The 22,409-nt window shown below is 58.9% G+C and carries 23 protein-coding genes and 4 pseudogenes; 13 read left to right on the top strand and 14 right to left on the bottom strand.

Translation table 11 applies throughout. The features are described 5' to 3' along the window. The first annotated feature begins 30 nt into the window (after positions 1–30). Positions 31–375, top strand: coding sequence for a YkgJ family cysteine cluster protein (locus tag J3P73_RS36585; protein ID WP_018481345.1), 345 nt, complete (start codon positions 31–33; stop codon positions 373–375). A 334-nt stretch (positions 376–709) separates the two neighbouring features. Here the strand turns inward: J3P73_RS36585 and J3P73_RS36580 are convergent, their stop codons facing one another. Both J3P73_RS36580 and J3P73_RS36575 read right to left on the bottom strand, forming a co-directional pair. Then, complete coding sequence (locus tag J3P73_RS36580) at positions 710–1,783, bottom strand: quinone oxidoreductase family protein (protein ID WP_226307245.1); 1,074 nt, start codon at positions 1,781–1,783, stop codon at positions 710–712. 20 nt (positions 1,784–1,803) lie between these two features. Continuing rightward, positions 1,804–2,490: a TetR/AcrR family transcriptional regulator gene (locus J3P73_RS36575; protein WP_018481347.1), complete on the bottom strand. Its 687-nt coding sequence runs from the start codon at positions 2,488–2,490 to the stop codon at positions 1,804–1,806. Positions 2,491–2,560: 70 nt separating this feature from the next. Between J3P73_RS36575 and J3P73_RS36570 the strand changes: the two genes are divergently transcribed. Both J3P73_RS36570 and J3P73_RS36565 read left to right on the top strand, forming a co-directional pair. Continuing rightward, complete coding sequence (locus tag J3P73_RS36570) at positions 2,561–3,754, top strand: ImmA/IrrE family metallo-endopeptidase (protein WP_207580314.1); 1,194 nt, start codon at positions 2,561–2,563, stop codon at positions 3,752–3,754. Positions 3,755–3,760: 6 nt separating this feature from the next. Then, a complete protein-coding gene (locus tag J3P73_RS36565) occupies positions 3,761–4,276 on the top strand; it encodes a DUF4411 family protein (protein ID WP_018481350.1) in 516 nt (171 codons plus the stop codon). A 496-nt stretch (positions 4,277–4,772) separates the two neighbouring features. On the opposite strand, the gene J3P73_RS36560 is transcribed toward J3P73_RS36565, so the two are convergent. From J3P73_RS36560 to J3P73_RS36530, 7 genes and pseudogenes are all read right to left on the bottom strand, one after another. Further along, the gene (locus J3P73_RS36560) at positions 4,773–5,804 is read right to left on the bottom strand and encodes an aldo/keto reductase (protein ID WP_131589476.1); all 1,032 of its coding nucleotides are present in this window, start codon (positions 5,802–5,804) and stop codon (positions 4,773–4,775) included. Between the two features lie 90 nt (positions 5,805–5,894). Continuing rightward, complete coding sequence (locus tag J3P73_RS36555; protein ID WP_018068024.1) at positions 5,895–6,719, bottom strand: aldo/keto reductase; 825 nt, start codon at positions 6,717–6,719, stop codon at positions 5,895–5,897. 73 nt (positions 6,720–6,792) lie between these two features. After that, on the bottom strand, positions 6,793–7,761 hold the full coding sequence (locus tag J3P73_RS36550) for an aldo/keto reductase (protein WP_024323956.1): 969 nt from the start codon (positions 7,759–7,761) through the stop codon (positions 6,793–6,795). Positions 7,762–7,813: 52 nt separating this feature from the next. Next, positions 7,814–8,504, bottom strand: a pseudogene (locus J3P73_RS36545) (NAD-dependent epimerase/dehydratase family protein). Between the two features lie 120 nt (positions 8,505–8,624). Next, a complete protein-coding gene (locus J3P73_RS36540) occupies positions 8,625–9,527 on the bottom strand; it encodes a LysR family transcriptional regulator (protein ID WP_018068021.1) in 903 nt (300 codons plus the stop codon). 775 nt (positions 9,528–10,302) lie between these two features. Next, positions 10,303–10,605: a hypothetical protein gene (locus J3P73_RS36535; protein WP_018068020.1), complete on the bottom strand. Its 303-nt coding sequence runs from the start codon at positions 10,603–10,605 to the stop codon at positions 10,303–10,305. A gap of 13 nt (positions 10,606–10,618) precedes the next feature. After that, positions 10,619–10,945: a hypothetical protein gene (locus J3P73_RS36530; RefSeq protein WP_075225945.1), complete on the bottom strand. Its 327-nt coding sequence runs from the start codon at positions 10,943–10,945 to the stop codon at positions 10,619–10,621. A gap of 243 nt (positions 10,946–11,188) precedes the next feature. Here J3P73_RS36530 and J3P73_RS36525 point away from each other — a divergent pair, with 243 nt between their 5' ends. Next, positions 11,189–11,659 carry an Hsp20 family protein gene (locus J3P73_RS36525; RefSeq protein ID WP_018068018.1) on the top strand — a complete coding sequence of 157 codons (471 nt, stop codon included), beginning with the start codon at positions 11,189–11,191 and terminating at the stop codon, positions 11,657–11,659. A 379-nt stretch (positions 11,660–12,038) separates the two neighbouring features. On the opposite strand, the gene J3P73_RS37995 is transcribed toward J3P73_RS36525, so the two are convergent. After that, positions 12,039–12,266: an EamA family transporter gene (locus J3P73_RS37995; RefSeq protein WP_245002787.1), complete on the bottom strand. Its 228-nt coding sequence runs from the start codon at positions 12,264–12,266 to the stop codon at positions 12,039–12,041. Between the two features lie 65 nt (positions 12,267–12,331). On the opposite strand from J3P73_RS37995, the pseudogene J3P73_RS37990 reads away from it, so the two are divergent. After that, a pseudogene (locus tag J3P73_RS37990) lies at positions 12,332–12,456 on the top strand (blue-light-activated histidine kinase); the annotation flags it as partial. Positions 12,457–12,534: 78 nt separating this feature from the next. On the opposite strand, the pseudogene J3P73_RS36515 reads toward J3P73_RS37990, so the two are convergent. Continuing rightward, positions 12,535–12,812 (bottom strand): annotated as a pseudogene (locus J3P73_RS36515) (YciE/YciF ferroxidase family protein); the annotation flags it as partial. Between the two features lie 35 nt (positions 12,813–12,847). Between J3P73_RS36515 and J3P73_RS36510 the strand changes: the two are divergent. The 4 genes from J3P73_RS36510 (at position 12,848) to J3P73_RS36495 (ending at position 15,551) form a co-directional block, all read left to right on the top strand. Then, positions 12,848–13,423 carry a cysteine hydrolase family protein gene (locus J3P73_RS36510; RefSeq protein ID WP_024323960.1) on the top strand — a complete coding sequence of 192 codons (576 nt, stop codon included), beginning with the start codon at positions 12,848–12,850 and terminating at the stop codon, positions 13,421–13,423. Positions 13,424–13,474: 51 nt separating this feature from the next. Next, positions 13,475–13,843, top strand: coding sequence for a low affinity iron permease family protein (locus tag J3P73_RS36505; protein ID WP_207580415.1), 369 nt, complete (start codon positions 13,475–13,477; stop codon positions 13,841–13,843). 362 nt (positions 13,844–14,205) lie between these two features. Continuing rightward, positions 14,206–15,285, top strand: a complete 1,080-nt coding sequence (locus J3P73_RS36500) for an IS630 family transposase (RefSeq protein ID WP_164580004.1) — start codon at positions 14,206–14,208, stop codon at positions 15,283–15,285. 26 nt (positions 15,286–15,311) lie between these two features. Further along, complete coding sequence (locus J3P73_RS36495; protein ID WP_018068013.1) at positions 15,312–15,551, top strand: hypothetical protein; 240 nt, start codon at positions 15,312–15,314, stop codon at positions 15,549–15,551. A gap of 256 nt (positions 15,552–15,807) precedes the next feature. Here J3P73_RS36495 and J3P73_RS36490 read toward each other — a convergent pair whose 3' ends face one another. Together J3P73_RS36490 and J3P73_RS36485 are read right to left on the bottom strand one after the other, a co-directional pair. Further along, positions 15,808–16,041 carry a hypothetical protein gene (locus tag J3P73_RS36490; RefSeq protein ID WP_018068012.1) on the bottom strand — a complete coding sequence of 78 codons (234 nt, stop codon included), beginning with the start codon at positions 16,039–16,041 and terminating at the stop codon, positions 15,808–15,810. 328 nt (positions 16,042–16,369) lie between these two features. Then, a complete protein-coding gene (locus tag J3P73_RS36485) occupies positions 16,370–17,395 on the bottom strand; it encodes a sensor histidine kinase (protein ID WP_018485837.1) in 1,026 nt (341 codons plus the stop codon). 210 nt (positions 17,396–17,605) lie between these two features. On the opposite strand from J3P73_RS36485, the gene lov reads away from it, so the two are divergent. Next, positions 17,606–18,643, top strand: a complete 1,038-nt coding sequence (gene lov / locus J3P73_RS36480) for a blue-light-activated histidine kinase (RefSeq protein WP_018485836.1) — start codon at positions 17,606–17,608, stop codon at positions 18,641–18,643. Between the two features lie 27 nt (positions 18,644–18,670). On the opposite strand, the pseudogene J3P73_RS36475 reads toward lov, so the two are convergent. Next, positions 18,671–19,210: pseudogene (locus J3P73_RS36475) on the bottom strand (DUF1206 domain-containing protein); the annotation flags it as partial. A gap of 111 nt (positions 19,211–19,321) precedes the next feature. Here J3P73_RS36475 and J3P73_RS36470 point away from each other — a divergent pair. Genes J3P73_RS36470 through J3P73_RS36460 form a run of 3 tightly spaced genes read left to right on the top strand, consistent with a single transcriptional unit; the run spans position 19,322 to position 22,406 of the window. Next, complete coding sequence (locus J3P73_RS36470) at positions 19,322–20,629, top strand: extracellular solute-binding protein (RefSeq protein WP_018485835.1); 1,308 nt, start codon at positions 19,322–19,324, stop codon at positions 20,627–20,629. Then, positions 20,629–21,588 carry a carbohydrate ABC transporter permease gene (locus tag J3P73_RS36465; RefSeq protein WP_018485834.1) on the top strand — a complete coding sequence of 320 codons (960 nt, stop codon included), beginning with the start codon at positions 20,629–20,631 and terminating at the stop codon, positions 21,586–21,588. Before J3P73_RS36470 ends, J3P73_RS36465 begins: the two co-directional genes overlap by 1 nt. Then, positions 21,585–22,406 (top strand): carbohydrate ABC transporter permease, encoded by an 822-nt coding sequence (locus J3P73_RS36460; protein ID WP_018485833.1) that lies wholly within the window; start codon positions 21,585–21,587, stop codon positions 22,404–22,406. The genes J3P73_RS36465 and J3P73_RS36460 overlap by 4 nt, the downstream gene beginning before the upstream one ends. The last annotated feature ends 3 nt before the right edge of the window (positions 22,407–22,409 follow it).

Raw genomic sequence — 22,409 nt, 5'->3', positions numbered from 1 at the left:
GGTCAGCAGATTTTGTGGTAGGAGCGGCTCATGACATCACTGATCGATTTTGATTGCCGAAGCTGCGGAGCCTGCTGCTCCTTTTCGCCGACGTGGCCCAGATTTTCCACCGAAACAGAAGCTGCTCTCGATTTGCTGCCGGCGCACTTTGTAGCCGCGAACGAGCAGGGAATGCGCTGCGACGGTGCGCGTTGCTCCGCACTCGTCGGTCGCGTCGGTTCAGAGACATCCTGTCAAGTGTACGATCTTCGGCCTGACGTCTGCCGCGCCTGCGTTCCAGGGGATGGCGCCTGCTTGACCGCGCGCGAGTTCTTCGGGATCGGTCCGTCAAATTTGCCGCCCGGTCACATTGATGCGCGACAGCCTGTGAGCTGAGATGCGTGGCTCCGTCCGGGCCCTTCTTCGCCGCCTCCTCCGAGTGCGAGTAGACGCATCGCCCTTCAGTGATGTTGGACATGAAAATTTAAATTGGTCGTCTTTAGACTTTAAATTAGACGGAATAACAGGACGTTCCATTGCAAGCCGTTCATCTGCTGAGACATCTGGCCACCTTGGCACTTTGCCGATCGTTCCAGATAATCGCTGCCGCATTGGTCCTAGGTACCATGGCATGCGACGCGGAGCCGGTTTCGGTGGTTTCTTTGGGGCCGCTGCCGGGACGGAGCGGCCTCAAGTCGATAACCATAAGACGTGACGTCGGTCCTCGTGTTCAAATCGTTAGGATAATCCGCCCGAAGGGACGTTCCTCGATCAGATAACGCATCGCTTCAGCCGCGTTTTCCAAGGGAAACGTCCGCGCGACGATTGGCGTGATCTTGCCCGATGCAAGCAAACCCGAAATCGCCGACCAGGCTTCCTGGCGGACTGACACGCTTTCGGCGGAGAGTGTGAAGCCCTTGATGCTTGCCGTTTTCCAAATGAGGTCGGTTACGTTGATCGTTGATTCTCGTCCCGCGGAATAACCAAGGGTTGTCAGCGACCCACCCCGTGCCAGGACCTTGAGCGCTTCGCTCAGGATGTTGCCGCCGATGCCATCGATGACGATATCGGCACCATAGCCATCCGTGATGCGATTGACGCCGTCGGCCAGATTTTCGGCAGACATGTCGATGACATCCGTGAAACCTAACGCTTCTGCTTCTTTGGCCTTTGCGTGGCTTGCTGTAGAGGAGATGCTGTAGCGGGCGCCAAGCGTGCGCGCCAGCTGGGTCACGGCATTGCCGATCGACCCGCCGATTGCTGGAGCAAGGACGCTCTTGCCGGGCTTAAACCCTGCATTCATGAGCGCGATATAGGCGGTCAGGTAGGCAACCGGAATTCCGGCCGCGGCAATATCGTCGATAGTGTCGGGGATGCGATATAGCAGTTCCTTCGACGCCGAGACGTATTCGGCATAACTGCCATCCTCGAAGACACCAAAAGACCCGCAGAAGACGACTCTCGTCCCGTCGGGAAAATCGCCGTCGCCGCCTTCGACAATGCCGGCCCCCTCGTTTCCGAGGACCAGCGGCGCCTTCGCCGGCGGAAATTGTCCGCTCAGCACGGTATGGTCGAGCGGTGTAATGCCGGCCGCTGTCACGCGAACCAAAACCCGTCCTCCGGAGGGACTGGGCTTTGGGATTTCGGCGAGCCTCAAGTCGTCATAACCTCGAAAGTCATCTGCTCTCATTGCACGCATGTTCGATGTTCCTTTGCTACGAACGTTGGCAGTTAGGATTTTGCGCCGCGTGCGGGGTATCGCGTCGGGTGGCTGGCTTTCAGCTGAAGTAAAATGACCAGTCATCTTGTACCGGCTGAAATTTTCTATGATGTCGCTGTGGCTGAAGAAGCCAGGGAGGTGAAAGCGACCTTTTCGAAGTCCTCCAGCGGCGCATGGCTTTTATCCACCTTTGCCCGCATCATCGCCCCTTCCCAGCTGTTGAGAAGAAACGCAGCGAGCGACCGTGCATCGATATCCAACCTTACCGAGCCATCGGATTGCGCTTCGCGGACACAGGTCTCGATTGCTCCGCTCCAAACCTTCAGCAGGCCAGCGAGCTTATCGCGGATCGGCAGACTCTGATCGGACATTTCAGCGCTCATGTTCCCGACGAAACAACCCGTCTGGTACTGATTCTCGCGCGCAGTATCATTGAGATGCCGGAAATAGCGATTGAGCCGTGTCAAAGGTGGGGCGCCTGCCTCGGCGAGAAGTCGAAGCGAGTCCTCGACTTTTTCCCAATAGCGGTTCAAGGCATCTATTGCGAAATCTTCCTTGCTTTCAAAGTGGTTGTAGAAGGAACCTTTCGGGACTCTGGCCGCTTCGGTAATGTCCTGGATGCTGCAAGCGTTGTATCCCTTCTGATGAAGGGTCCGGAGGCCGGCAACGCCGATCTGTTCTTTTACACTGGCTCTTGGCATGAAATGAAAATGACCGGTCGTCTTGGAAATGTCAAGAGCAATCGTTGCCCGTAGAAAAACGACCGTTTGACGACCTCCCTTTTCATACATACCCATATTTCGGTAACGATTGCATGCTCAAATCAAACCGAGTATCGGCTTGTCCGAACTGAGGTAAGAAGTGCCCAAGGTCAACCCAGAGATCCTGCGTTGGGCTCGCGAGACGGCGGGTCTAAACGTGGAAGAAGCCGCTGAGAAAATCGGCCTTAACGCTGCTCGCGGAGTTGCGGGTAGCGATCGGTTGACCATGCTGGAAGCCGGAGAGGTTGAGCCTTCTCGACCTCTTCTCCTTAAAATGGCAGCCCTCTATCGTCGGCCTATATTGACATTCTACCTGGCCAACCCGCCCGCTGTTGCTGCGCGAGGGGAGGATTTTCGGACCCCTCCTGCCGACTTTGCGCAACGCGACGCTGCGTTGGTCGACACGCTCCTTCGGGAAGTGCGCGCGCGCCAGGACATGGTTCGTGCTGTCCTCGAGGCTGAAGAGGAGGCTGATCGACTGGGCTTCGTCGGGTCTCTTCAAGGGCAGAGGGATCCTGAGGCAATTGCCGCCGCAATCCGGCGCTCGCTCGACTTCGACCTGCAGATTTTCTGCCATGGAAGCGGCAGGGGAACTCCGAGGGGTTTCGCCTATCTTCGCGATCGCGTCGAAGCTGCCGGCATTTTCGTCCTGCTGATCGGGAACCTTAGCAGCCATCACAGCGCATTGAATGTCGAGCTATTCAGGGGTTTCGCCCTTGCCGATCCGGTCGCACCTTTTGTCGTGATCAACGACCAGGACAGCGAGCAAGCTTGGTCATTCACGCTCCTGCACGAGCTCGCACATATTTGGCTCGGGCAGACCGGCGTGAGCGGCGGTGGACCAAGCAATGCTGTCGAAACACTCTGCAATGATGTGGCGGGGAGCATTCTGCTGCCCACAGCCGAAATAGCCGCGGAAGACAACCTTGCCGGCGCTGCGCAGGAGCGTATCGCTGCCCGCATCTCTGCGATCGCGGAATCGCGGCAGGTGAGCCATTCCATGGTTGCCTACAAGCTTTACCGAGAAGGCATCATTGATCAACGTATGTGGTCTTCGGTAACGGCACTCTTCCGACAGCGGTGGCTGAGAAGCAAGGCCGCACAGCGCGATCGAGCGCGTGAGAGCGAAGGTGGCCCCAGTTACTATATTGTGCGTCGCCACAAGCTTGGAAACCGACTTGTCGAGTTGGCCAAACGGATGCTTGCGGATGGCGCGCTGTCGCCATCAAAGGCAGCCACTATTCTCGGGGTTAAGCCGAGCAATGTCTATCCTCTGACCAACAGTGCGGCCTGAGGACATATGGTGCGTCTTCTCGACGCAAACGTCCTGATCACGGCGCACAATCTCTATTATCCGATCAATCGGGTGCCTGAATTCTGGGAATGGCTTGTCCATATGGGTAACACCAATCGCCTGAAAATTCCTGTCGAAATCCTTGAAGAGATTACCGAGAAGTCTCCGATCGGCCAATGGCTGAAGGAGGCCGACAATGCTGCCAGCCTTCGGCTAGACGAGGATGCTGACCCAGGGCTGGTTCAAACTGTAATCGCGGCCTATGCTGCCGATCTGAACGACACAGAGTTTATCGAGATCGGTCGAGATCCCTTCCTGATCGCCTATGCGATGGCCAACCGGGCGGAGCGCACGATCGTCACAGTCGAAGCTTCCAAGCCGAAGACCCAGCGGGCAAACCGGCGTATATCCGATGTTTGCAATGATTTGCGCATTAACTGGTGCGACAGCTTCCAGATGCTGTCCGTTTTGAATTTCACGACAAGTTGGCGCTCTGCACTCGACGGAAACGGTCACGACTGATCTGGTGCCGGTTCGGTGTAATTGCGCGCAGTAATCGCCCTTAGACTTCACCTAATCAAACTCGGACTGGAAACACCGGCGTCGCGGGTCCGGCATCGGTCATTTGCCGTACGCGATGAGAGCGCCGCGCTAAGTGACTGCTGATTTGGGCCCAAAAGTTTCCGAGCGATTTCATGATCGTTTGGAACGACATAATCTATATCGGTCTAATTTTGAGGGCGCTGGCCTGCTTGCCGCTACAGCGATGCCAGCCACCTGAGTGGCCACCGTACCCGATGAGCGCGGCAATAGGGTTCTCCGCAGGGCGAGCTAAGAGCGCATCAAGTAAAAGAGCACCGCCACAATCGGAATAATGGAGGCTGATCGGCGAGTGCCCCTACCGGTCATGTCTCGCTTGTAGGGCATGACAGGTCAAGCCTCAGCGCGACGTCAATCGTTGCATGTCCCACTCAGCGGCGAACCGGACGGCGGCTCGGCCACCGTCCCATTCCACGAACTAGCGGCCGCCCTCGATCTTGCGGTGGCGCTGGTTGATACCGCCCGTGCCGTAAGGATAGTCGAAAGGCTGGGGCGCACTCACCTCGTTCAGCCGCGCCATGTCGTCGTCGGAGAGCTTGAGTTTCATGGCGCCGAGGTTGTCGGCGAGCTGTTCCGGCGTGCGGGCGCCGAGGATGACGGATGTGATCGCCGGCTGCGCCGCCGTCCAGCCGAGCGCCACCTGCGCCATGCTGACGCCGTGCGCCTTGGCGATCTCCTCGACGACAGCGATGATCGCCCAGGTTCGCTCCAGCGCATTACGCGGCGCATAGGATTCGCCGCCGCGATTGGGGTTTTCACCGAGGCGGGTGGCGCCGGTCGGCATCTCGTCGCGCTTGTACTTGCCGGTCAGCCAGCCGCCGCCGAGCGGCGACCACGGCAACAGGCCCATGCCGGCATCCTGGCAGGCCGCGACAATCTCAAGCTCGATGTCGCGCACCAGCAGGTTATATTGCGGCTGCAGCGTCACCGGACGCGTGTAACCCCGCGCCTTGGCGATCTCCGAGGCCTTGGCGATATGCCAGCCGACATAATTGGAGAAGCCGTAATAGCCGATCTTGCCGGAGGAAACCGCATCGTCGAGGAAGCGCAGCGTTTCCTCGATCGGCGTCAGCGCGTCCCAGGCATGCATCTGGTAGAGGTCGATCTGCTCGAGGCCGAGGCGGCGGAGCGAATCGTCGAGCGCCTGGCTAAGATGCCGGCGCGACAGGCCGATATCGTTGGGGCCGTTGCCCATCGGAAAACGCCCCTTGGTAGCGACGATCGCCTGGCGGGCCTCGGTCGGGCGCGCCTTCAGCCAACGCCCGATGATCTCTTCCGACTTGCCGGCGCTATAGACATCGGCGGTATCGATGAAATTGCCGCCCCAAGCGAAATAATCGTCGAGCAGCTTGTGCGAGGCGGCCTCATCGGCCTCCGCGCCGAAGGTCATGGTGCCGAGGCAATAGGCGGTGACGACGGTCCCGCTAGGACCGAGCTTGCGATAATCCATGTTTATCTCCTTTTTGAACACAACCGCGGCATTAACGGCGGCTGTCATTTCGATGTCGACGGCGGTGAAAGAAAGAGCAGCGAACTACCTTCACGCGTCCCAAACGGGGCACCAATCGCCGTTTACCAGTCGCATGCCCTTCTCGAGGCCTTCGATCCGTTTGATCTCGGCCGGCGTCAGCGTGATCTTGCGGGCTTCGAAATTCTGCATGATGCGGCCCCTCTTGCTGGAAGACGGGATGACGACATGCCCCTTGGCGATCAGGAAGGCGAGCGCGATCTGGTCGCTGGTGGCGCCGCGGGCTTTGCCGATCTCTTCGAGAACCGCGTCGCCGACGACGGCGCCGCGCGCGAGCGGTGAATAGGCCGTGACCGCGATACCGAGCTTTTGGCAATAATCGATGATCGGCCGGTTCTGCATATAGACATGGCACTCCACCTGGTTGGTGGTGATCGTGCGGCTGCCGAGCAGGCGGATGCTTTCGTCGATCAGCGCTTTGGTAAAGTTCGAAACGCCGATCTTCCTGGCAAGGCCCGCATCGAAAACCTCGGCGAACTGGCCGAGATAATCGGCAAGCGGATATTTATTATGCGGCGAGGGCCAGTGCAGGAGCAACAGATCGACCTGGTCGACGCGGAGCTTCTCCAGGCTTTCCCTGACCGAAGGCATGACGGCTCCGGGGCCGTAATTGTCGGGCTTCACCTTCGTGGTGATGAAGATTTCGTTGCGCGCCACGCCGGCGTCCTTGATGCCGCGGGCGACATCCTGCTCGTTGCCGTAGCCCTGGGCGGTGTCGATGTGGCGGCATCCGGCTTCGAGCGCCCAGATGACGCCCTGATGGGCTTCATCGGCCGAGCGGTTCCATGTGCCGTACCCCATCTGCGGGATGCCGGCGACGGTTGTTTCTTTCGTCATGATCTCTTCTTATGCCGCAATTCAAAATGCTACAGTGTCGCTTGCGCGTCTGAAAAGCCGCGCGGCGCTGTCGTCAGAAACCGGCGACGTGCAGCGATTTGTAGGGGGCTTCAAGCGCCTTGACGTCATCACCGGTGAGTTCGAAGTCGACCGCGGCGATCGCATCTTCGAGATGGCTCATCTTGCTGACGCCGATGATCGGCGAGGTCACGACCGGCTTCTGCAGCACCCAGGCCATCGCGACCTGCGCCATGGACGTCTTGCGCGCCTTGGCGACGGCTTCGACGGCCTCGACGACGTCCCGATCGCCGGTCTTCTCATACATGCTCTTGTTGTAGCGGTCGGTGGTGGCGCGCTTGGTCTCGGTGCCCCAGGGACGAGTCAGCTTGCCGCCGGCAAGCGGGCTCCACGGCAGGACGGCGATACCCTGATCGTCGCAAAGCGGCAGCATTTCGCGTTCTTCCTCGCGATAGGTGAGGCTGACCTGGTTCTGCATCGAGACGAACTTCGTCCAGCCGTTGACCTCGGCTGCATGCTGGAGCTTGGAAAACTGCCAGGCCCACATCGAGGATGCGCCGATATAGCGGGCCTTGCCGGCGCGCACGACGTCGTTCAGCGCCTGCATGGTTTCTTCGACCGGCGTGAACGGGTCGAAGCGGTGGATCTGGTAGAGGTCGACATAGTCAGTGCCGAGGCGGCGCAGGCTGTTGTCGATCTCGGTAAGGATCGCGGCGCGGGATAGACCCTGGCCGTTCGGGCCGGGACGCATGCGGCCGAAGACCTTGGTCGCCAGCACGATCTCCTGGCGGGGCGCCAGTTCCTTGAGCATGACGCCGGTGATCTCTTCGCTGGTGCCCTGCGCATAGACATTCGCCGTATCGAAGAAATTGATGCCGGCATCCCATGCGCGCTTGTAAAGTGGCCGCGCCTCTTCGAGCCCGAGAACCCACGGGCGTTCGTCGGTCTGCTTGCCAAAGGACATGCAGCCGAAGCAGATGCGGCTGACTTCAAGCCCTGTCTTGCCAAGTCTTGTGGTCTTCATGGTCTTTTCTCCAAGTTGTTGATCGGCGGTGCCGGAAATGCGCCTCGCGGCATCATGCGCCGGTAACGTATTTTCGCCAGTTGTGTTCTTCCTTGAAACCCAGAACCTCCCGGATCTTCCGGTTCGAGAGCGGCGCTTCGAATTCGCCGAGCTCCCGCAGGATCGGCGTGTTCGGCGCCCATTTGCCGAGGAAATCCCGCGTTGGCTCGTTTGCCGTGATCGTGTCGTTGACGGCATTGAAGACCTGGAAACCGAGGCCGTCAGCCTGCAGGCAAAGATCGACGATCTGCCCGAGATCGCGGGCATCAATGTAGCTCCAGGCGTTGCGCTTGCGCGATGGCGGATCGGCAAGGAAGCCTGGAAAACGCTCATATTCATGCGGTTCGATGACGTTGGCGATCCGCAGGGCGTAGATGTCGATGCCGCTGCGCATCGCAAAGGCGCGGGCCGTCTTCTCGTTGACGACCTTCGAGAGCCCATAGCTGTCCATCGGGTCGATGCACGACGGCATCGACCTTGGCCGGTCCGCCAGACGCCTGCAGACCCTCGCCGCTGAAATGCATCGACAGGGCGTTGAAGGTCTGGCCGCTGTCGGTGAGATCGGTGATCAGCGTCTGTACGCCGGGGCAGTTCAAGGCAACGAGATCGAGGTTGCGGACCCTGTATCCCTTCCGCACCAGATATGGAACCGCATGGCGGCCGGCCTTGCCGCTGCCACCGGTAAAGATGATCCGCTTGCTCATGTGGTGTGTCCGCTTCCTGATGAACGTTCGACACAAGCGGTACAACGCGGCAGAGCGATGAATCAATAGATTGGAAATCACTGAACCGGTGAGCCAAGCTCATCGATTGGGGGCTGCCCCCTACAAACCGTTCAGCCCGCGAATGAGCTTGATCAGCACGTCGACGCCGAAGGGAAGCTGCCGCCGGCTGGAATAATACATCGAAAACGGCGGGCCCATCGACGCCCACTTGGGAAGAACGACCTCCAGGCGCCCTGCGGAGACATAGGGGCTTGCCAGCCTTTCCAGGCAATAGCACAGCCCGGCGCCTTCCAGGGCCGCATTGATGGCAAGATCGGTTTCGCCCGAGATCAACGCTCCGGGAACGTCGATCTCGCGGCGGTCATCGCCGCGTTCGAATTCCCACTTGTAGATCTGGCCGCGGCCCGTCCGTATCCGGATGCAGCGGTGAGAATTGAGGTCCTCTGGCATGACAGGGCGACCATGGTTTCTGAGATAATCAGGGGCAGCGACCGCGATCCATTTTAATGGAGGAGTGAGGGGAACTGCGATCATATCTTCCGGGATGGTGCCGCTGTACCGGATACCGGCATCGAAGCCGTCCGCGGTGACATCGACGAACTGGTCATCCACGGCGACCTCAAGTTCGACATTCGGGAAGCGCTGCTGGAACACCGGGATGGCTGGCCGCAAAAGCAGAACGGCGGCATCTTTCAGAACATTGATGCGAATGCTGCCGGCGCCACCTTGATAGTGCCCGTTCAAGTCCTCCAATCCGGAGTTGATAAGCTCGAGCCCGGCAGAAATCTTCTCGGCGAGGGCTGTTCCGGCGGCGGTTGGCGCAACGCTGCGGCTGGTTCGATTAAGGAGGCGGACGCCCAGCCTTTGCTCAAGCGCCTTCATGCTGTGGCTGAGGGCAGAAGCCGTTACTTCTAAGTGATCCGCCGCTTTCCGAAAACTTCGGTACTGGACTATCGCGAGAAAGATAGACAGCTCGTGAATTTCATTGCGCTTGAACTGCATGTTGATCTCAGCAGGCTAGTTTGGCGATACTTCGCAACCGGTCTTAAAGGTTCTAGCTCGTTCGGTGCACTCGGATGCAGCTTTCCCGGCTCGGATTGTCCACTGCCGATCACAGAATTACCCCGTATCATAGGGCCTTTCAATCTCCGGCAATGGTACAGCAAATGTGAGGGTGCTTTACGACCTGGTGTCGGAGCGCCCTGAGCTACGTTGGCCAATGTCGCGTCTTTTCCGAGGCGCGGTCATTGTTGAGCACGATCCCGGCCACTTGCAGCAGGTCGGACCCTTTTGGCAATTTGGCATTTACCGGCTTTTAAACCGGGCAGCCTCACCTTGGAACGGTGGTTCTTGTGCGCACGATCAAATTACTGACGGGGATTGCACTGGGTGCTCGTCATTACGATTGGCTTTTTCCCCGCTCATATTGCGCTGGTCGCGGGGGCCTTCGCCCTTCGGGACGGCGAGCATCTAGGGGTCCTGTTCTGATCTTCGGTTGGGATTGTTTTCGCCATCTTCGCTTTCATTACCGGTTTATGGATCACTGGAGAGAACCGAGCCGGCGCATGGAGCCTGCTTGAGACCGCGCATCTCATATTCGCGGTTCACGGCGCAAGCGGGCCTGGCCCGTGTCAGCGCAATTCGTCGGCTCCAGGTCGCGCGGGAACGCGTTCGCCCGCAACAAGATCGCAACTACCCCGATTGTCTTTGCGACGATGAGAACGGGCGCAAGAACAGCCGGTATCCCTGGCGGCCGCGCGAGCCTAGACTCGATCTCCTAGTGAAGTACCGCGAGCTTCGCCTCCCGCTCGACAAGTCCTTCGACGGTACCGACAAGCTTCGCGGCACGCCGCAGGATGATGGCACTATATTCGCTGACCGCGATATCGTAGGACATCCGCTCTAGACATCCGGCCACTTCCACCAGCGCCGTGCCGAGCTCGCCGCGGCCCGTGCGATCCGCCAACCGCGAAAGCCGGCGAAGGTTTTCAACATACCGCGAAATAACCAGCAGCCGCTGCGTCACAGGCTCCTGGCTCGTGCGATGATACAGGTGGATTTTGCTCTGGTTGCCCTTCATGGCCGGCCTCCGCTCAACTCTGGAAAATCCGGCGCTGCGCGGGCTGCTTCTGCCAGTCCTCGTCCCACCGCTCGTCGAGCTTCTGGAGCGCGTCGAGGATGTCCTGGTATGGAACCGGCTTGGCGACGCCGGGCGGATGCCGCAACATCGGCAAGGATTCGACCGCAGGGAGGTCCGACATCCATGAGGCGAGGATGGCGCGCTTCTCGTCGGTCGAAAGAGGCCCCGACACGACCTCGTCCGGGTGGTCGAAGTGCCTGTGCGGATGGAGGATGTGCGACGCCGAGTCCGCGTCGACTGCGGCATTCGAAGGGGTCTGATCAGTGGCGTTCGTATTCATCTTGTGTCTCCCAAAAACTTCCAGCAAACGGAGTTGAAAATCTCCAGGTGAAAAAGAGATTGTTTCAACGAAAACAGCGTTCAAGGGGTTTGAAGCATCGGGTCCAATTTTTTTAATGTGCCTCTTGAACCAGACATCGGTCCAAACCAGATCATTTCCGTCGGCCGCCTGATGGGGCCGACAGAACCGGAGACGCCAAGTTTCCGCGTCTCCATTCCAACTCGCTTTACGGAGGTTTTGGCTATGAGAAATGACTTCGACTTCGCACCGCTTTATCGGTCCAGCATCGGCTTCGACCGCGTCTTCAATCTCCTGAACAACGCGCAGCGCCTGCAAGCCATCGACACCTGGCCGCCCTATGACATCGTCAAGACTGGCGAGAATGAATACCGGATCCAGATGGCGCTCGCCGGGTTTGCCGAAACGGATCTCGACATCAGCCAGGAGCGCAACGTGCTCATCGTGAAGGGTCAGAAGGCGGAAGAGAAGGACGGTGAATATCTGCACCGCGGCATCGCCGGGCGCGCCTTCGAACGCCGCTTCGAGCTCGCCGACCACGTCAGGGTTGAAAATGCGTCCCTGACGAATGGCCTTCTCAGCATCGAGCTGAAGCGGGAAATTCCCGAGGCGATGAAGCCCCGCAGGATCGCGATCGGGAGCAGCGCCGAAACGCAGGCTCCGCTGCAGATCGACGCGGAAAGGCAGGTCGCCTGATTTGGAGGGAGCGCCGTTTTAAACGGCGCTCCTGTCTGCGTGTCAAATAGGAAGCCCGGTCATGTAAGAAAGCCGGCGCCGTTTGGAGCTGGCGAACTCGCCTGTTGCCAGACGGTCTTCGAGAAAGTTGTTGCAGAAGACGGAAACGAGGAAAGAGCGGATCGCTACGACCACGTCAAGCGACAGGCATGCGCAGAAAATATTGAACGAGATGCTCAATAAGACTGATGCAAATGATGCGGACGGATTGGCAGCTCGCAGCAGCAACCGAATTTAGCCTTCGAGAGCGGTTGCTTCGGTTACCGTCGCTCCTGACATGGCGAGATAAGCGCCACTTAGCATGACGATGATGCCAACCACGTCGGCTGCGGTGACCCATTCAGCAGAAGGCAGCGCCAAGGACGACAGCGATCACGGGCGAAACGAAGGCATAGCTCCCGGCGCGGCATGCGCCGATGTCCCGCAGCAGGCGCATGAAGGTCGTGTAGCCTATCAACGAGCCGAAGATCACCAGGAAGAACCAACCGAGCCATGCGACCGTGCCCCAGTCGCCGGAGAGCGCGGAATCAGCCCCCGGTTCGAAAGCCAAGGCTGCAGTCAGTAGCACAATGCCTCCGACCAGGGTCGTCATACCTGAAACGAACAAGGCCGGATAACCCACCTCGTCGCCTCCAGATCGACGTCAGCGAATTCAGAAAGGTGCAGTCCCTCGAAGCGTCGGAGCGCCGTCTGCTGTTGGAGGTCGACCATCGTTCGAAAACGACCTCGCCGTCGTCGACAGCGTCGTCCGTCTGGCTGGCCAGCTGACCGGGCGAGACAGGCTGCCGTGTCCAGCAAACGGTGCAAGCATCGTCTATCCCACATGGCCTTCCCGTTATGATCTCCTCGCCTTGGGCAATGACGCCCTGGATGGCTACGCAGGTCTTGCCACGCGCGTGTTTTCCGACGACTTCGAAGACCGGTTCATGGCGCTCGAACCGGCCTGCATCTCGTCGCGGTGCTGCAGGAATCCTGCTTTGCCTGCTTCGGACTGGGCGGCGCGCCATATTCGGCCTGCCTTCAGGATCTGCCTTTCGGCGAAATAGATGTCCTCGAGCGCATCAAGGAAAAGGTCGTCGAGAGTCTTCGTGGTTGCCGTTAGGAACCTCTCCATGCGCACGAAGTTGAAATCGAGGGGGAGGAAAGCCGATGAACGAGAATTGGATCCATCTTTGCATCGACATGCAGCGGGTGTTCGCGGAGGACACGCCCTGGCACGTACCATGGATGCGGGAAGTGTCGCCTCAAATCGAGGAAGTAGCCAGTCGGTATGCCGAGCGGACGGTGTTCACTCGCTTCATCACGCCGGAAAAGCCGGAACAGATGTCGGGGATGTGGCGGGCCTACTACGAAAAATGGCGGACAATGACGCGCGAGCAACTCGATCCGGGTTTGCTCGACATCGTGCCAGCGCTGAAGCATCTTATCCCGCCGGCACGCATATTCGACAAGGTGACGTACTCGCCTTGGATAGGCGGTGAACTTCACCAAATCCTTTCATCGGAGGCAGTCGATGCACTCGTTCTCACCGGAGGGGAGACCGACGTCTGCGTTCTTGCTGCAGCGATGGGCGCGATCGATCTGGGATATCGCGTGATCGTGCTGCGCGATGCCGTGTGCAGCGGCGCCGACGAGACGCACGACGCATCACTTGAAGTGCTGGGCGACAGATTTTCTGTGCAGCTCGATCTGCTTACCACGGAAGAGTTCCTCAGTTCGCTCTAATGCGGCTGCGGAACCGCAACCTTGTTGTCGCGTTTTGCCAGCGCCGGAGGAATGTATGTCCAAGTTTTTTCAAAGTTCGTTACCAATATCGCCGACCTCTCGGGCAGGCCCGGAACCTTTGTTGTCGCCGTCACACTTGTAATCGGTTGGGCGGTGCTTGGGCCCTTCTTCGGTTATTCCGAGACTTGGCAGCTCGTGATCAACACGAGCACGACTATCATCACGTTCCTGATGGTCTTCGTTCTCCAGAACTCACAGAACCGCGATGGCAAGGCCCTGCAGGCGAAGCTTGACGAGCTCATCCTAACCTCGCAGGCTCAGAATAAATTCGTCGGGATCGAAAAGCTCGATGAGCAGGAGTTGCGCAGGAAGAGCAAGACGCTCGCCGAAAAAGCGGAAAGCAAACAGGCTCCGGCCTAATCGCCTCCAGGTGCGACGCAGCATTGCGCGATGAAAACTTGATTTCGATGAGGCGCCGAATGGCGCAGAACAGCGCGAACTCGTCATTGCTTCGAGCTGCATACAGTCTCTGGAAGGTCCGATTGCGCAACGAAGACCTCTTCCATTCGGGGTGCCATCGGATGGCCAGTCCTTGATCAGGATATACGCTGCGTCGCCGAGCGTGCGTACAATCTTACGCGCGGAGCCCGACCTTGCACCAAGGCGCCCGCGCCGTGCCTGCTTGGTGGTTGAAGGTTTTCGGCAGGGTCCTAGTGGATTGATTGAAACAAAGGAGTCCGAGTTGGGATTCCTTTTCGACTTTCGTTGTGCAACGATATCGTATGCGTACAGGTATCAGATTTGACGTGGCCGCGGCGGATCGAGCCCGCTTGGAAGCGATTGTTGCAGCTCCAACTTCTGCTCAGAAGCACGTGTGGCGAGCGAGGATCATCTTGATGAGCGGTGATGGCTCGGGAACGGTCGCAATCATGGAGGCAACCGGCAAATCCAAAACGTGTGTCTGGCGTTGGCAGGAGCGCTTCATGACTGAGGGCGTCGATGGCCTTTTGCACGACAAGAGCAGACCGCCCGGCATTGCGCCGCTTGATGGCGAACTCGTTGAGCGGGTCGTCGCACTGACGCTTGAGACGCCTCAACAGGAAGCAACGCATTGGACTGTTCGTGCGATGGCCAAGGCCGTTGGGATTGCAGCCTCTTCGGTTGTGAAGATCTGGCATGAGCATGGCCTTGCCCCGCATCGCTGGCGCTCCTTCAAACTATCGAACGACAAGGCCTTTGCCGAGAAGCTTCATGACGTCGTCGGGCTCTACGTCTCGCCACCGGCCCATGCCATTGTCCTGTCCGTCGATGAGAAGAGCCAGATCCAGGCACTCGACCGGACGCAGCCAGGACTTCCCCTGAAGAAAGGGCGCGCCGGCACGATGACTCACGATTACAAGCGCCATGGCACCACCACCCTGTTTGCCGCCCTCAATATCCTCGACGGCTCGGTGATCGGTCGAAACATGCAGCGTCACCGGCATCAGGAGTTCATCCGTTTTCTCAACGCCATAGAGGCGGAGTTGCCAAAGGATAAGGCCGTCCACGTCATTCTCGATAACTACGCGACCCATAAACAGCCGAAGGTCCGCGCTTGGCTAGCCAGGCATCCGCGCTGGACCTTCCACTTCGTCCCTACATCCTGTTCATGGCTGAACGCCGTCGAGGGCTTCTTTGCGAAGCTGACGCGCCGACGTCTGAAGTACGGCGTCTTCCAGTCCGTCGTCGACCTCCAGGCTACCATTAACCGCTTCGTCAAAGAGCATAACCAAAAACCAAAGCCCTTCATCTGGAGGGCAGATCCAGACGAGATCATTGCAGCGGTCAAACGTGGGCACCAAGCGTTGGAATCAATCCACTAGATCTCATCGCTGAACAAGGAGATCCCATGGCTGGACGCGATGTCGAGCCGGTGGCCGCGGTGGTATCCGAGGCTGTCCGGCGCTGGTACGAGTTCTACGAAGTCACGCCCGATAACAAGGCGTCGGACGTCCTTTGCAATGCGGCACTCAACTTCTACGGAGACGGCTATCGGACGATCGACGACATTGCCACGCTGCTGATCGGGACGTATCCCGGGCTGTCGGCCACGCGAATCAACGCGCCGACATCGCAAGCTGTCCACTAGGACCGATCGACACTAATTGTATCCAGATCATGACCGCAGCGAGATGAATGAATCCTGTAAGCACGTAGCCACGAAACGATCTGCTTGCCAAACACCAGGCCTTGACGGGCCATCGCGTCGATGCTCTTACGGCCGCAAGCAGGAGGGCGACATGATTGCCAGCGCTGAAAGGCCGTTTCTGCCGCGCTGCGAACGTCATCTGGCTTCCCCGGTACGTCCGCGGGAAGGTCGACGATAGGACTTTTGTTATCGATGTTTATTCAGCGGCCTGCTGCGGGTGAAGAATGAGGGCCTTCGGCATGGCGATCCGGACCAGAAACTCGTAGTCATCAACCATACGATGGACATCCGATCCGGTGCTGGCGACAGTCCAATAGTCGCGGGCGGCCCCGAAAACGGTCGAAATTTGCACAACTTCCCAGGCGCTTCCCACTTCCCGGCGTCTGGCCCAGTAGAAACACTCTGATTCAAGACTGGACAACTCAAGCATCCGCGAACTCCCAAATCGCCTAACTCGCATGCCACGCTGAACCGTTCGTTGGAGCGGGGTCCAACTTAAGACAGCCAATCCGACCGATGGTGACCCTACATGATCGTCCAGCGGCTGTCATCGGGCGTTGCAAGAATCCCCAAGCGATTGCGAAGCCGTCCTCGTCGACGTATTGCGACGCTCAGCCCAAAAACGAGTTTGCGGAACGCCGCTGGTACCGATTGAAGAGCGGTATCCACGATTCCATTCCAGCTACGGAAGGCCAACAGAACCAGCTGCATGCGGGCGACTTCGGTGTGGTTTCCCCAATGCCGGCCCAGCATTCAACCTATTCCTCGGCGTCGGAATAGGTCTTGTATTGCAGCTTCTGGAGCGACGCATCGAGCTTGAGGATGAACCCTGTCGGCGCGTAATCAAGAGCGACCTCTCCGAAAGCCGCGAGGCTGGAGTTGACGAGGCGTGTGCCGAACCCCTTGTTGCTCGGCGCCACCACTGCCGGCCCCCCGGCTTCTTGCCACCTGAAGTCCAGGCGCTTTTCGCCCGCCTCGCCGCGCACGGACCACTCGATTTCAATCGTCCCGGTATCGACCGACAGCGCGCCATACTTGTTGGCGTTGGTGACAAGTTCGTGCAGCACGAGGGAAAACGAAAGAGCCGCCTGTGGCCCCAGTTCAACCGCAGGACCGCGTGCCTTGAAACGTCCTGACGCCTCAAGTCCAAGATTGATCGCGGTCGCCTCGACGATCGTTGCCATGGTCGTGCCCAGCCAGTTCTGCTGAAGCAAAATGTCGTGCGCCTTCGAATAAGCATTGATGCGTGCCGAGATCGATTGCTCCGCATCCTCCATAGAGCTGGCGTTGCGGAAGGATTGGCTGGTGATAGCCTGAACGACGGCCAGCGTATTCTTCATGCGGTGAGAGAGCTCGTGCATCAGGACGCGCTGTCGCTCCTCATTCTCTCGCTGCTCGGTGCGATCTCTCAGAATCTTTACGAAGCCCTCGGCTTCCCCGTTGTCCGACGTCAACGCCATCATCTGCCCGGATGCCCAGAACAATGAGCCGTCCTTGCGAACGTGCCAGCGCTCATCACTGCCATGACCTTCCGTCAAAGCGGCGGCCATTTCCCGCTGGAGAATCCCGGCCTGCTGGTCTTCTTCGGTGAAGATCATGGCCGCGGGCTGGCCGATAATCTCGGTCTCATCCCATCCGAGGATCCGGCGCGCGCCCTCGTTCCACGTGGTTATCAGCCCATCCAGGTCCGTGGAGATGATTGCATACTCGATCGCGCTTTGCAGGATGGCTTCGAGAAAGCGCTCTCGGGAGCGGCTGGAACTGGAAAAGAGTTTCATGATCATATGGTGCGCCTGATCCTCCAGAGCTGCAAGGCTGATCGACCACATCCCGATTTTATAGCGGAGGCCATCGTGTCGGCCAAGATCGTGGGTGTGTGGCACTTCGTCCGGCAGCTGCCGGATGAGTGAATCGCGTACGTCAACAAGCGATCTTCTCGGAAACAAAGATACGCGAGCCACGTTATCAGCCGACGTCTTAGTGAGCGTGGAAGCATGACAGGCCATTCGAGAGAAAAACTGCACGGGGATTTGCCTTCCGCATCTTCAAAAGCAGCTTCCGCCGATCGGAAAGAGCTGGCAGCGATCGCATTTGAACGCACCAGGATGCCGATGGTGGTCACCGACGCGCGTAAGTCCGATCAGCCGATCGTCCTTGCAAACAAGGCATTCCTTGAACTGACAGAGTATGCTGCCGAAGAAGTGCTGGGCCGCAACTGTCGTTTCCTGCAAGGTCCTGCCACATCTCCGATCGCCGTCGCTGCAATTCGTGCCGCGATCGCCGACGAGCGTGAGATCAGCGTCGAGATCCTCAATTACAAGAGAAGCGGAGCGCAGTTCTGGAACCGCTTGCATCTAAGTCCCATTCATGGGGATGACGGAAGGATCCAGTATTTCTTTGGCTCTCAAATCGACATGACGGAGTATCGGCGGATCGAGGCACTGGAGGCCTCCGAGCATCGCCTGCTGATGGAAGTCGACCACCGATCCAAGAATGTCCTGGCAATCGTCGACAGCATCGTCCGTCTGAGCAATGCCGATGACCCCGCCCTTTACGCCGCCGCTATTCAACACCGCGTGCAGGCGCTCGCCCGTGCCCATACCTTGCTTGCTGCACGGGGATGGACAAGCATTTCTCTTGAGGAACTCATTCGCCAACAAGTGACGCCGTTCGCAGCCACCCGCGCTATTTTCAGTGGGCCTGACATCCGAATGCCTGCACCGGTCGTCCAGCCCCTTGCGCTCGTGCTCCATGAACTCGCTGTCAATGCGGCCCATCACGGTGCGCTTGCCGCTGCGCAAGGCAGGCTGTCAATCAGTTGGAAGCCCCGACCGTCCGGGGCCGGCTTTAACATCCGGTGGCAGGAGGTGGGCGCCCCCACTCCACCCAAATTGGCCAAGCGAGGTTTTGGTACGGTGATTGTCGGCGCAATGGTCGAAAAACAGCTTAAAGGACGTCTTGAGAAAACCTGGTCGGATGAAGGGCTGCTTATCGACATTGAGGTCCCGTCTGCCTGCTCGAGCTCCGTGTGACGGCGCTTTGTCAAAGGGAAAGCGATGTCAAGAACCCGTCATCGGGATCGCACGCTTGGCGTCGGCTATCGATGGGCTGCGAACGATACGATACCGTTCCTCTACGAGATTGTAGATTCCGAAAGCTGCCAATCCCATGGCGACGGCGACGTAGAGAAATGAGCCCAGTGGAAGCTGGTGGAGCCATTCCAAGGCGTCGCCCATGCTGCCGGCTTGTCCAGGATCTACCCGGAAACCTGCATAGGCGAACAGTAGGCCGGTCATCGCGAACACCACGCCGCGGGCGACGAGACCGTAGATGCAAATTAATGTCACGATTTCCTTCTGGCCAGGTAGCTGAAGATAGCGCTCGAACTTCCTGCTGATGCCCTTGGCGGCTGTGAGGACTCCGCCGAGGTGAAACCAGCCCCGACGGCGACCGCAAGGTAGGAACCGAAAGGCTGCGACATGCTCGCCAGAACCTTCACTACCTCCGCCCATGAAAAAGGCTTTTCCAAGTGCATATCCGGCAAGCCCTAGATAGGTGATGGCACTGCCGAGGAGAGCGGACCGGACCGCTAGGGGCCGATCCCCACTTCGACGCAAGGCAGAAAGCACTTGCCTCATGCAAATTAGATGATAACGTTTCAATTAAATTGCATGCCGGAGGGTAGCAGTAATCGTTTGGGAGGACGTGAGATGACCAGCAGCAGCAGATTTATGCCTCAATTCCATCGCCGTACTCTGCTCGCCGGGGCAGGAAGTGCCGCATTGGCGGCGTGGGCCGGCCGCGCCCGGGCGCAGGATGCGGTGAGTGGCGAGCTTGTCGTTCTCAACTGGATCGGTGGTTCCGAGGCTGAGATGATGAAGACGATTCAGGCGGAGTTTCTGAAGAAGTATCCCAGTGTGAGGATCCGCGAGGTCAACATCACCGGGCAGGGCGATATGCGTGGCGGCATCCGTACCGCGCTGCTGGGAGGTGAAGTGGTCGACGTTCTGATCAACACCTGGCCCGCCTTTCGCAAGGAACTGTCGGATGCCGGCATGCTGCGGCCGATCGACGATCAGTGGAAGAGCTTCGGCTGGGACAAGCTCATCAGCCAGTCATGGAAGGATCTGGGTTCGATCGACGGCGCGGCCTACGGGCTGACCTACACATTCGGCGACCGTTCCGGCATCTGGTACAAGAAGGAGCATCTGGTCAAGGCGGGGATCACGGCGCCGCCGAAGACGTGGGATGAGTTCCTGTCGACGTTTAGCAAGCTGACCAAGGCAGGCTACGCGGCGCCGGTTGCAATTCCCGGCAAATACTGGGCGCATGCCGAATGGTTTGAAAACCTGCTTCTGAGAACCGCAGGTGTCGAGACGGCTGCAAAGCTCGCGGCTCACGAAATTCCATGGACGGATCCGGCGGTGAAGACGGCGCTCAGCAAATATGCCGAGATGCTGTCGGCCGGCTGCTGCGGCGCGACGAACACAATGCTCGCCAATGACTGGGACGGCGAGGCCGATCAGATTTTCCAGGCCAATGCGAAGAACTATCTTCTGATCGGCATGTGGATGAACAACCGGGCCAAGAATGACTACAAGCTCGTCGAGGGCACCGATTACGACCTCTTCCAATTCCCATCGCTCGGCATGGGTCACGACGACACCTCGAGCGTCGATGCCAAAGAGTTCCTGGTGACGAGCAACGGCGCCAATCCCAAGGCGGCGGACGCTTTCCTCGACTACTGGACCAGTGCGGAGGCTGCCAACCTGCTTGCCAAGAACGGCTATGCATCGCCGAGCAGCCACGTCGACAGCACTCTTTATGGAGAGGCGCAGAAGACGGCAACGGCCGCGGTCGCCAGTTCGAAGTTGCAATTCGTGCTGGGCGACCTGTTACCTGGCGATCTCGTCGACGAATATCGCGTTCAGTTGCAGAAGTTCCTGCAGGATCCGTCCGAGGCCAATATCGACACGGTTCTTGGCTCCATCGAAACCAAGGCCCAGGGTTCCTACTAATGGCTGGTACCTCCGCCTCCTCGGTGCGGGAAGCGGCGGGCGTGATGCAGGGTTCTGCGCTGGCGGCTGGCATCGAAGGTCGCCGGCGTCTGCTCAGGGACACGCCCGCCGCGCTTATCCTGATTGCACCGGTCATCTTGCTGTTTGCGATCGCCGTGGTCTATCCGCTGGCCGAGACGATCCGGCTGAGCTTCTGGGATATCCAGGGGCTCAGAAAGCCGGGCTTTATCGGCTTCGGCAATTATGCGCGGCTGTTTTCGGACGCTGCCTTTCGCAACACGCTGCTGACGACGCTGATCTTTACCATCGGCACCACGGTGATTTCGGTGGCAATCGGCTGGGTTCTGGCAATGCTGTGCGCATTCGCGCCGCAACAGACGCTACCGTTCCGGGTGATGATCTTTGCCGCCTTCGGCATTTCGGAAGCCGTTTCCGGTTACATGTGGATTGGCATTTATAGACCGGATGCCGGCGGTCTGCTCAATTCGTTGATCCAGCTTGTCGGGTTTTCCGGCTTTGCGCATGCATGGCTCGGTGACGCCAGTACGGCGCTCTGGGCGCTGATCATTGCCGCGTCCTGGAGCGGCGTCGGCCTGCCGCTGATGCTGATCTTCGCCGCCATCCAGGCAATCCCGAAATCGGTGCTCGAAGCAGCCTATATGGATGGCGCCAAGCCGTTCTCGACGATGCGCCACATCATGATGCCGCTGTCGATGCCGGGCGTGCGTGTCGCGGTCTTCATCAATCTTCTGGGTGCGCTGCGCGCCTTCGACATCATCTACATCCTCACCGGCGGCGGGCCAGTGCGCGCCACCGAAACCGTCGGTTATTTCATGTACCGGGAATCAATGACCCAGTTCAAACTGGGCTACGGTGCGGCCGCAACCGTTATCTTGCTGCTTGCCGTGCTCATTGTCTCGATTCCCGCGATCGTCCAGCGAACGGCCGGTGCAAAATGATCGGCAAGGCTCCCCGCTGGATTATCGTCGTCGTCGGCATCGTCGCCTTCATCTGGATCGTCCCGATCGTCGGTATTGTCGTTACATCGCTGCGTCCACCGGAAGGCGTTTCGCTCGGGTGGTGGCGCTTCGATCATTTTGACTTGACGTTGAGTGCCTGGCGCCGCGTCTGGGACAAATATCCCCTCGCAGAGTCCATGGGGGTGACGATGAAGCTGGCGGGCATTGCAACCGCTTTGACGATGCTGCTGACGCCGGCTGCGGCCTATGCTTTCCACTTCCTGACGTTCCCCTTGCGCCGCGTGCTGCTGATCATCATCATCAATGCCTTCGTGCTGCCGCAGCAGGTCGTCATCATCCCGCTTTTCACGCTTTGGCGCGATCTCGGGCTGATCGACAACATTCTTTCCGTGCTCGTTCCCTATGTCGGGATGTCCTTTGCCTGGTCGATCTTCCTCGTCAAAAACTTCTTCGAGGATTTTCCGCGTGAACTCATCGAAGCCGCCAAGATCGATGGCTGCGGACCACTTGCGACCTTCCGCCACGTGGTGCTGCCGAACAGCCTGTCACCAATCTTCGCCGTTGGCATCCTGCAGTTCCTCTGGACATGGAATGCCCTGCTGCTGCCGATGCTCTTCCTGCGCAACAACGTACCTCTTCCCGTGCTGCTCGCCCGTATTTCCGGCAGTTACGAAATCAACTGGGATCTGAGATCGGTGGCGGCCATCATCACCACCATCGTTCCCCTGCTCGTTTTCCTTGTCTTCCAACGTCAGTTCGCCGCCGGATCGCAGACACGCGCCGGCGCAAAGGAATAGGAC

The sequence above is a fragment of the Rhizobium ruizarguesonis genome, from assembly GCF_017357285.1.
In the GTDB taxonomy this organism is placed as follows: Bacteria; Pseudomonadota; Alphaproteobacteria; order Rhizobiales; family Rhizobiaceae; genus Rhizobium; species Rhizobium ruizarguesonis.
Note: the sequence above shows the minus strand (reverse complement) of the source record. Positions and strands in the feature narration are given on the sequence as shown.

What these genes read in the sequence shown, in the direction of transcription:
- J3P73_RS36585 (WP_018481345.1), top strand. Translation starts at nt 31, where the DNA reads ATGACATCACTGATCGATTTTGATTGCCGAAGCTGCGGAGCCTGCTGC.
- J3P73_RS36580 (WP_226307245.1), bottom strand. Translation starts at nt 1,783, where the DNA reads ATGACTGGTCATTTTACTTCAGCTGAAAGCCAGCCACCCGACGCGATA.
- J3P73_RS36575 (WP_018481347.1), bottom strand. Translation starts at nt 2,490, where the DNA reads ATGTATGAAAAGGGAGGTCGTCAAACGGTCGTTTTTCTACGGGCAACG.
- J3P73_RS36565 (WP_018481350.1), top strand. Translation starts at nt 3,761, where the DNA reads ATGGTGCGTCTTCTCGACGCAAACGTCCTGATCACGGCGCACAATCTC.
- J3P73_RS36560 (WP_131589476.1), bottom strand. Translation starts at nt 5,804, where the DNA reads ATGGATTATCGCAAGCTCGGTCCTAGCGGGACCGTCGTCACCGCCTAT.
- J3P73_RS36555 (WP_018068024.1), bottom strand. Translation starts at nt 6,719, where the DNA reads ATGACGAAAGAAACAACCGTCGCCGGCATCCCGCAGATGGGGTACGGC.
- J3P73_RS36550 (WP_024323956.1), bottom strand. Translation starts at nt 7,761, where the DNA reads ATGAAGACCACAAGACTTGGCAAGACAGGGCTTGAAGTCAGCCGCATC.
- J3P73_RS36540 (WP_018068021.1), bottom strand. Translation starts at nt 9,527, where the DNA reads ATGCAGTTCAAGCGCAATGAAATTCACGAGCTGTCTATCTTTCTCGCG.
- J3P73_RS36535 (WP_018068020.1), bottom strand. Translation starts at nt 10,605, where the DNA reads ATGAAGGGCAACCAGAGCAAAATCCACCTGTATCATCGCACGAGCCAG.
- J3P73_RS36530 (WP_075225945.1), bottom strand. Translation starts at nt 10,945, where the DNA reads ATGAATACGAACGCCACTGATCAGACCCCTTCGAATGCCGCAGTCGAC.
- J3P73_RS36525 (WP_018068018.1), top strand. Translation starts at nt 11,189, where the DNA reads ATGAGAAATGACTTCGACTTCGCACCGCTTTATCGGTCCAGCATCGGC.
- J3P73_RS36510 (WP_024323960.1), top strand. Translation starts at nt 12,848, where the DNA reads ATGAACGAGAATTGGATCCATCTTTGCATCGACATGCAGCGGGTGTTC.
- J3P73_RS36505 (WP_207580415.1), top strand. Translation starts at nt 13,475, where the DNA reads ATGTATGTCCAAGTTTTTTCAAAGTTCGTTACCAATATCGCCGACCTC.
- J3P73_RS36500 (WP_164580004.1), top strand. Translation starts at nt 14,206, where the DNA reads ATGCGTACAGGTATCAGATTTGACGTGGCCGCGGCGGATCGAGCCCGC.
- J3P73_RS36495 (WP_018068013.1), top strand. Translation starts at nt 15,312, where the DNA reads ATGGCTGGACGCGATGTCGAGCCGGTGGCCGCGGTGGTATCCGAGGCT.
- J3P73_RS36490 (WP_018068012.1), bottom strand. Translation starts at nt 16,041, where the DNA reads ATGCTTGAGTTGTCCAGTCTTGAATCAGAGTGTTTCTACTGGGCCAGA.
- J3P73_RS36485 (WP_018485837.1), bottom strand. Translation starts at nt 17,395, where the DNA reads ATGATCATGAAACTCTTTTCCAGTTCCAGCCGCTCCCGAGAGCGCTTT.
- lov (WP_018485836.1), top strand. Translation starts at nt 17,606, where the DNA reads ATGACAGGCCATTCGAGAGAAAAACTGCACGGGGATTTGCCTTCCGCA.
- J3P73_RS36470 (WP_018485835.1), top strand. Translation starts at nt 19,322, where the DNA reads ATGACCAGCAGCAGCAGATTTATGCCTCAATTCCATCGCCGTACTCTG.
- J3P73_RS36465 (WP_018485834.1), top strand. Translation starts at nt 20,629, where the DNA reads ATGGCTGGTACCTCCGCCTCCTCGGTGCGGGAAGCGGCGGGCGTGATG.
- J3P73_RS36460 (WP_018485833.1), top strand. Translation starts at nt 21,585, where the DNA reads ATGATCGGCAAGGCTCCCCGCTGGATTATCGTCGTCGTCGGCATCGTC.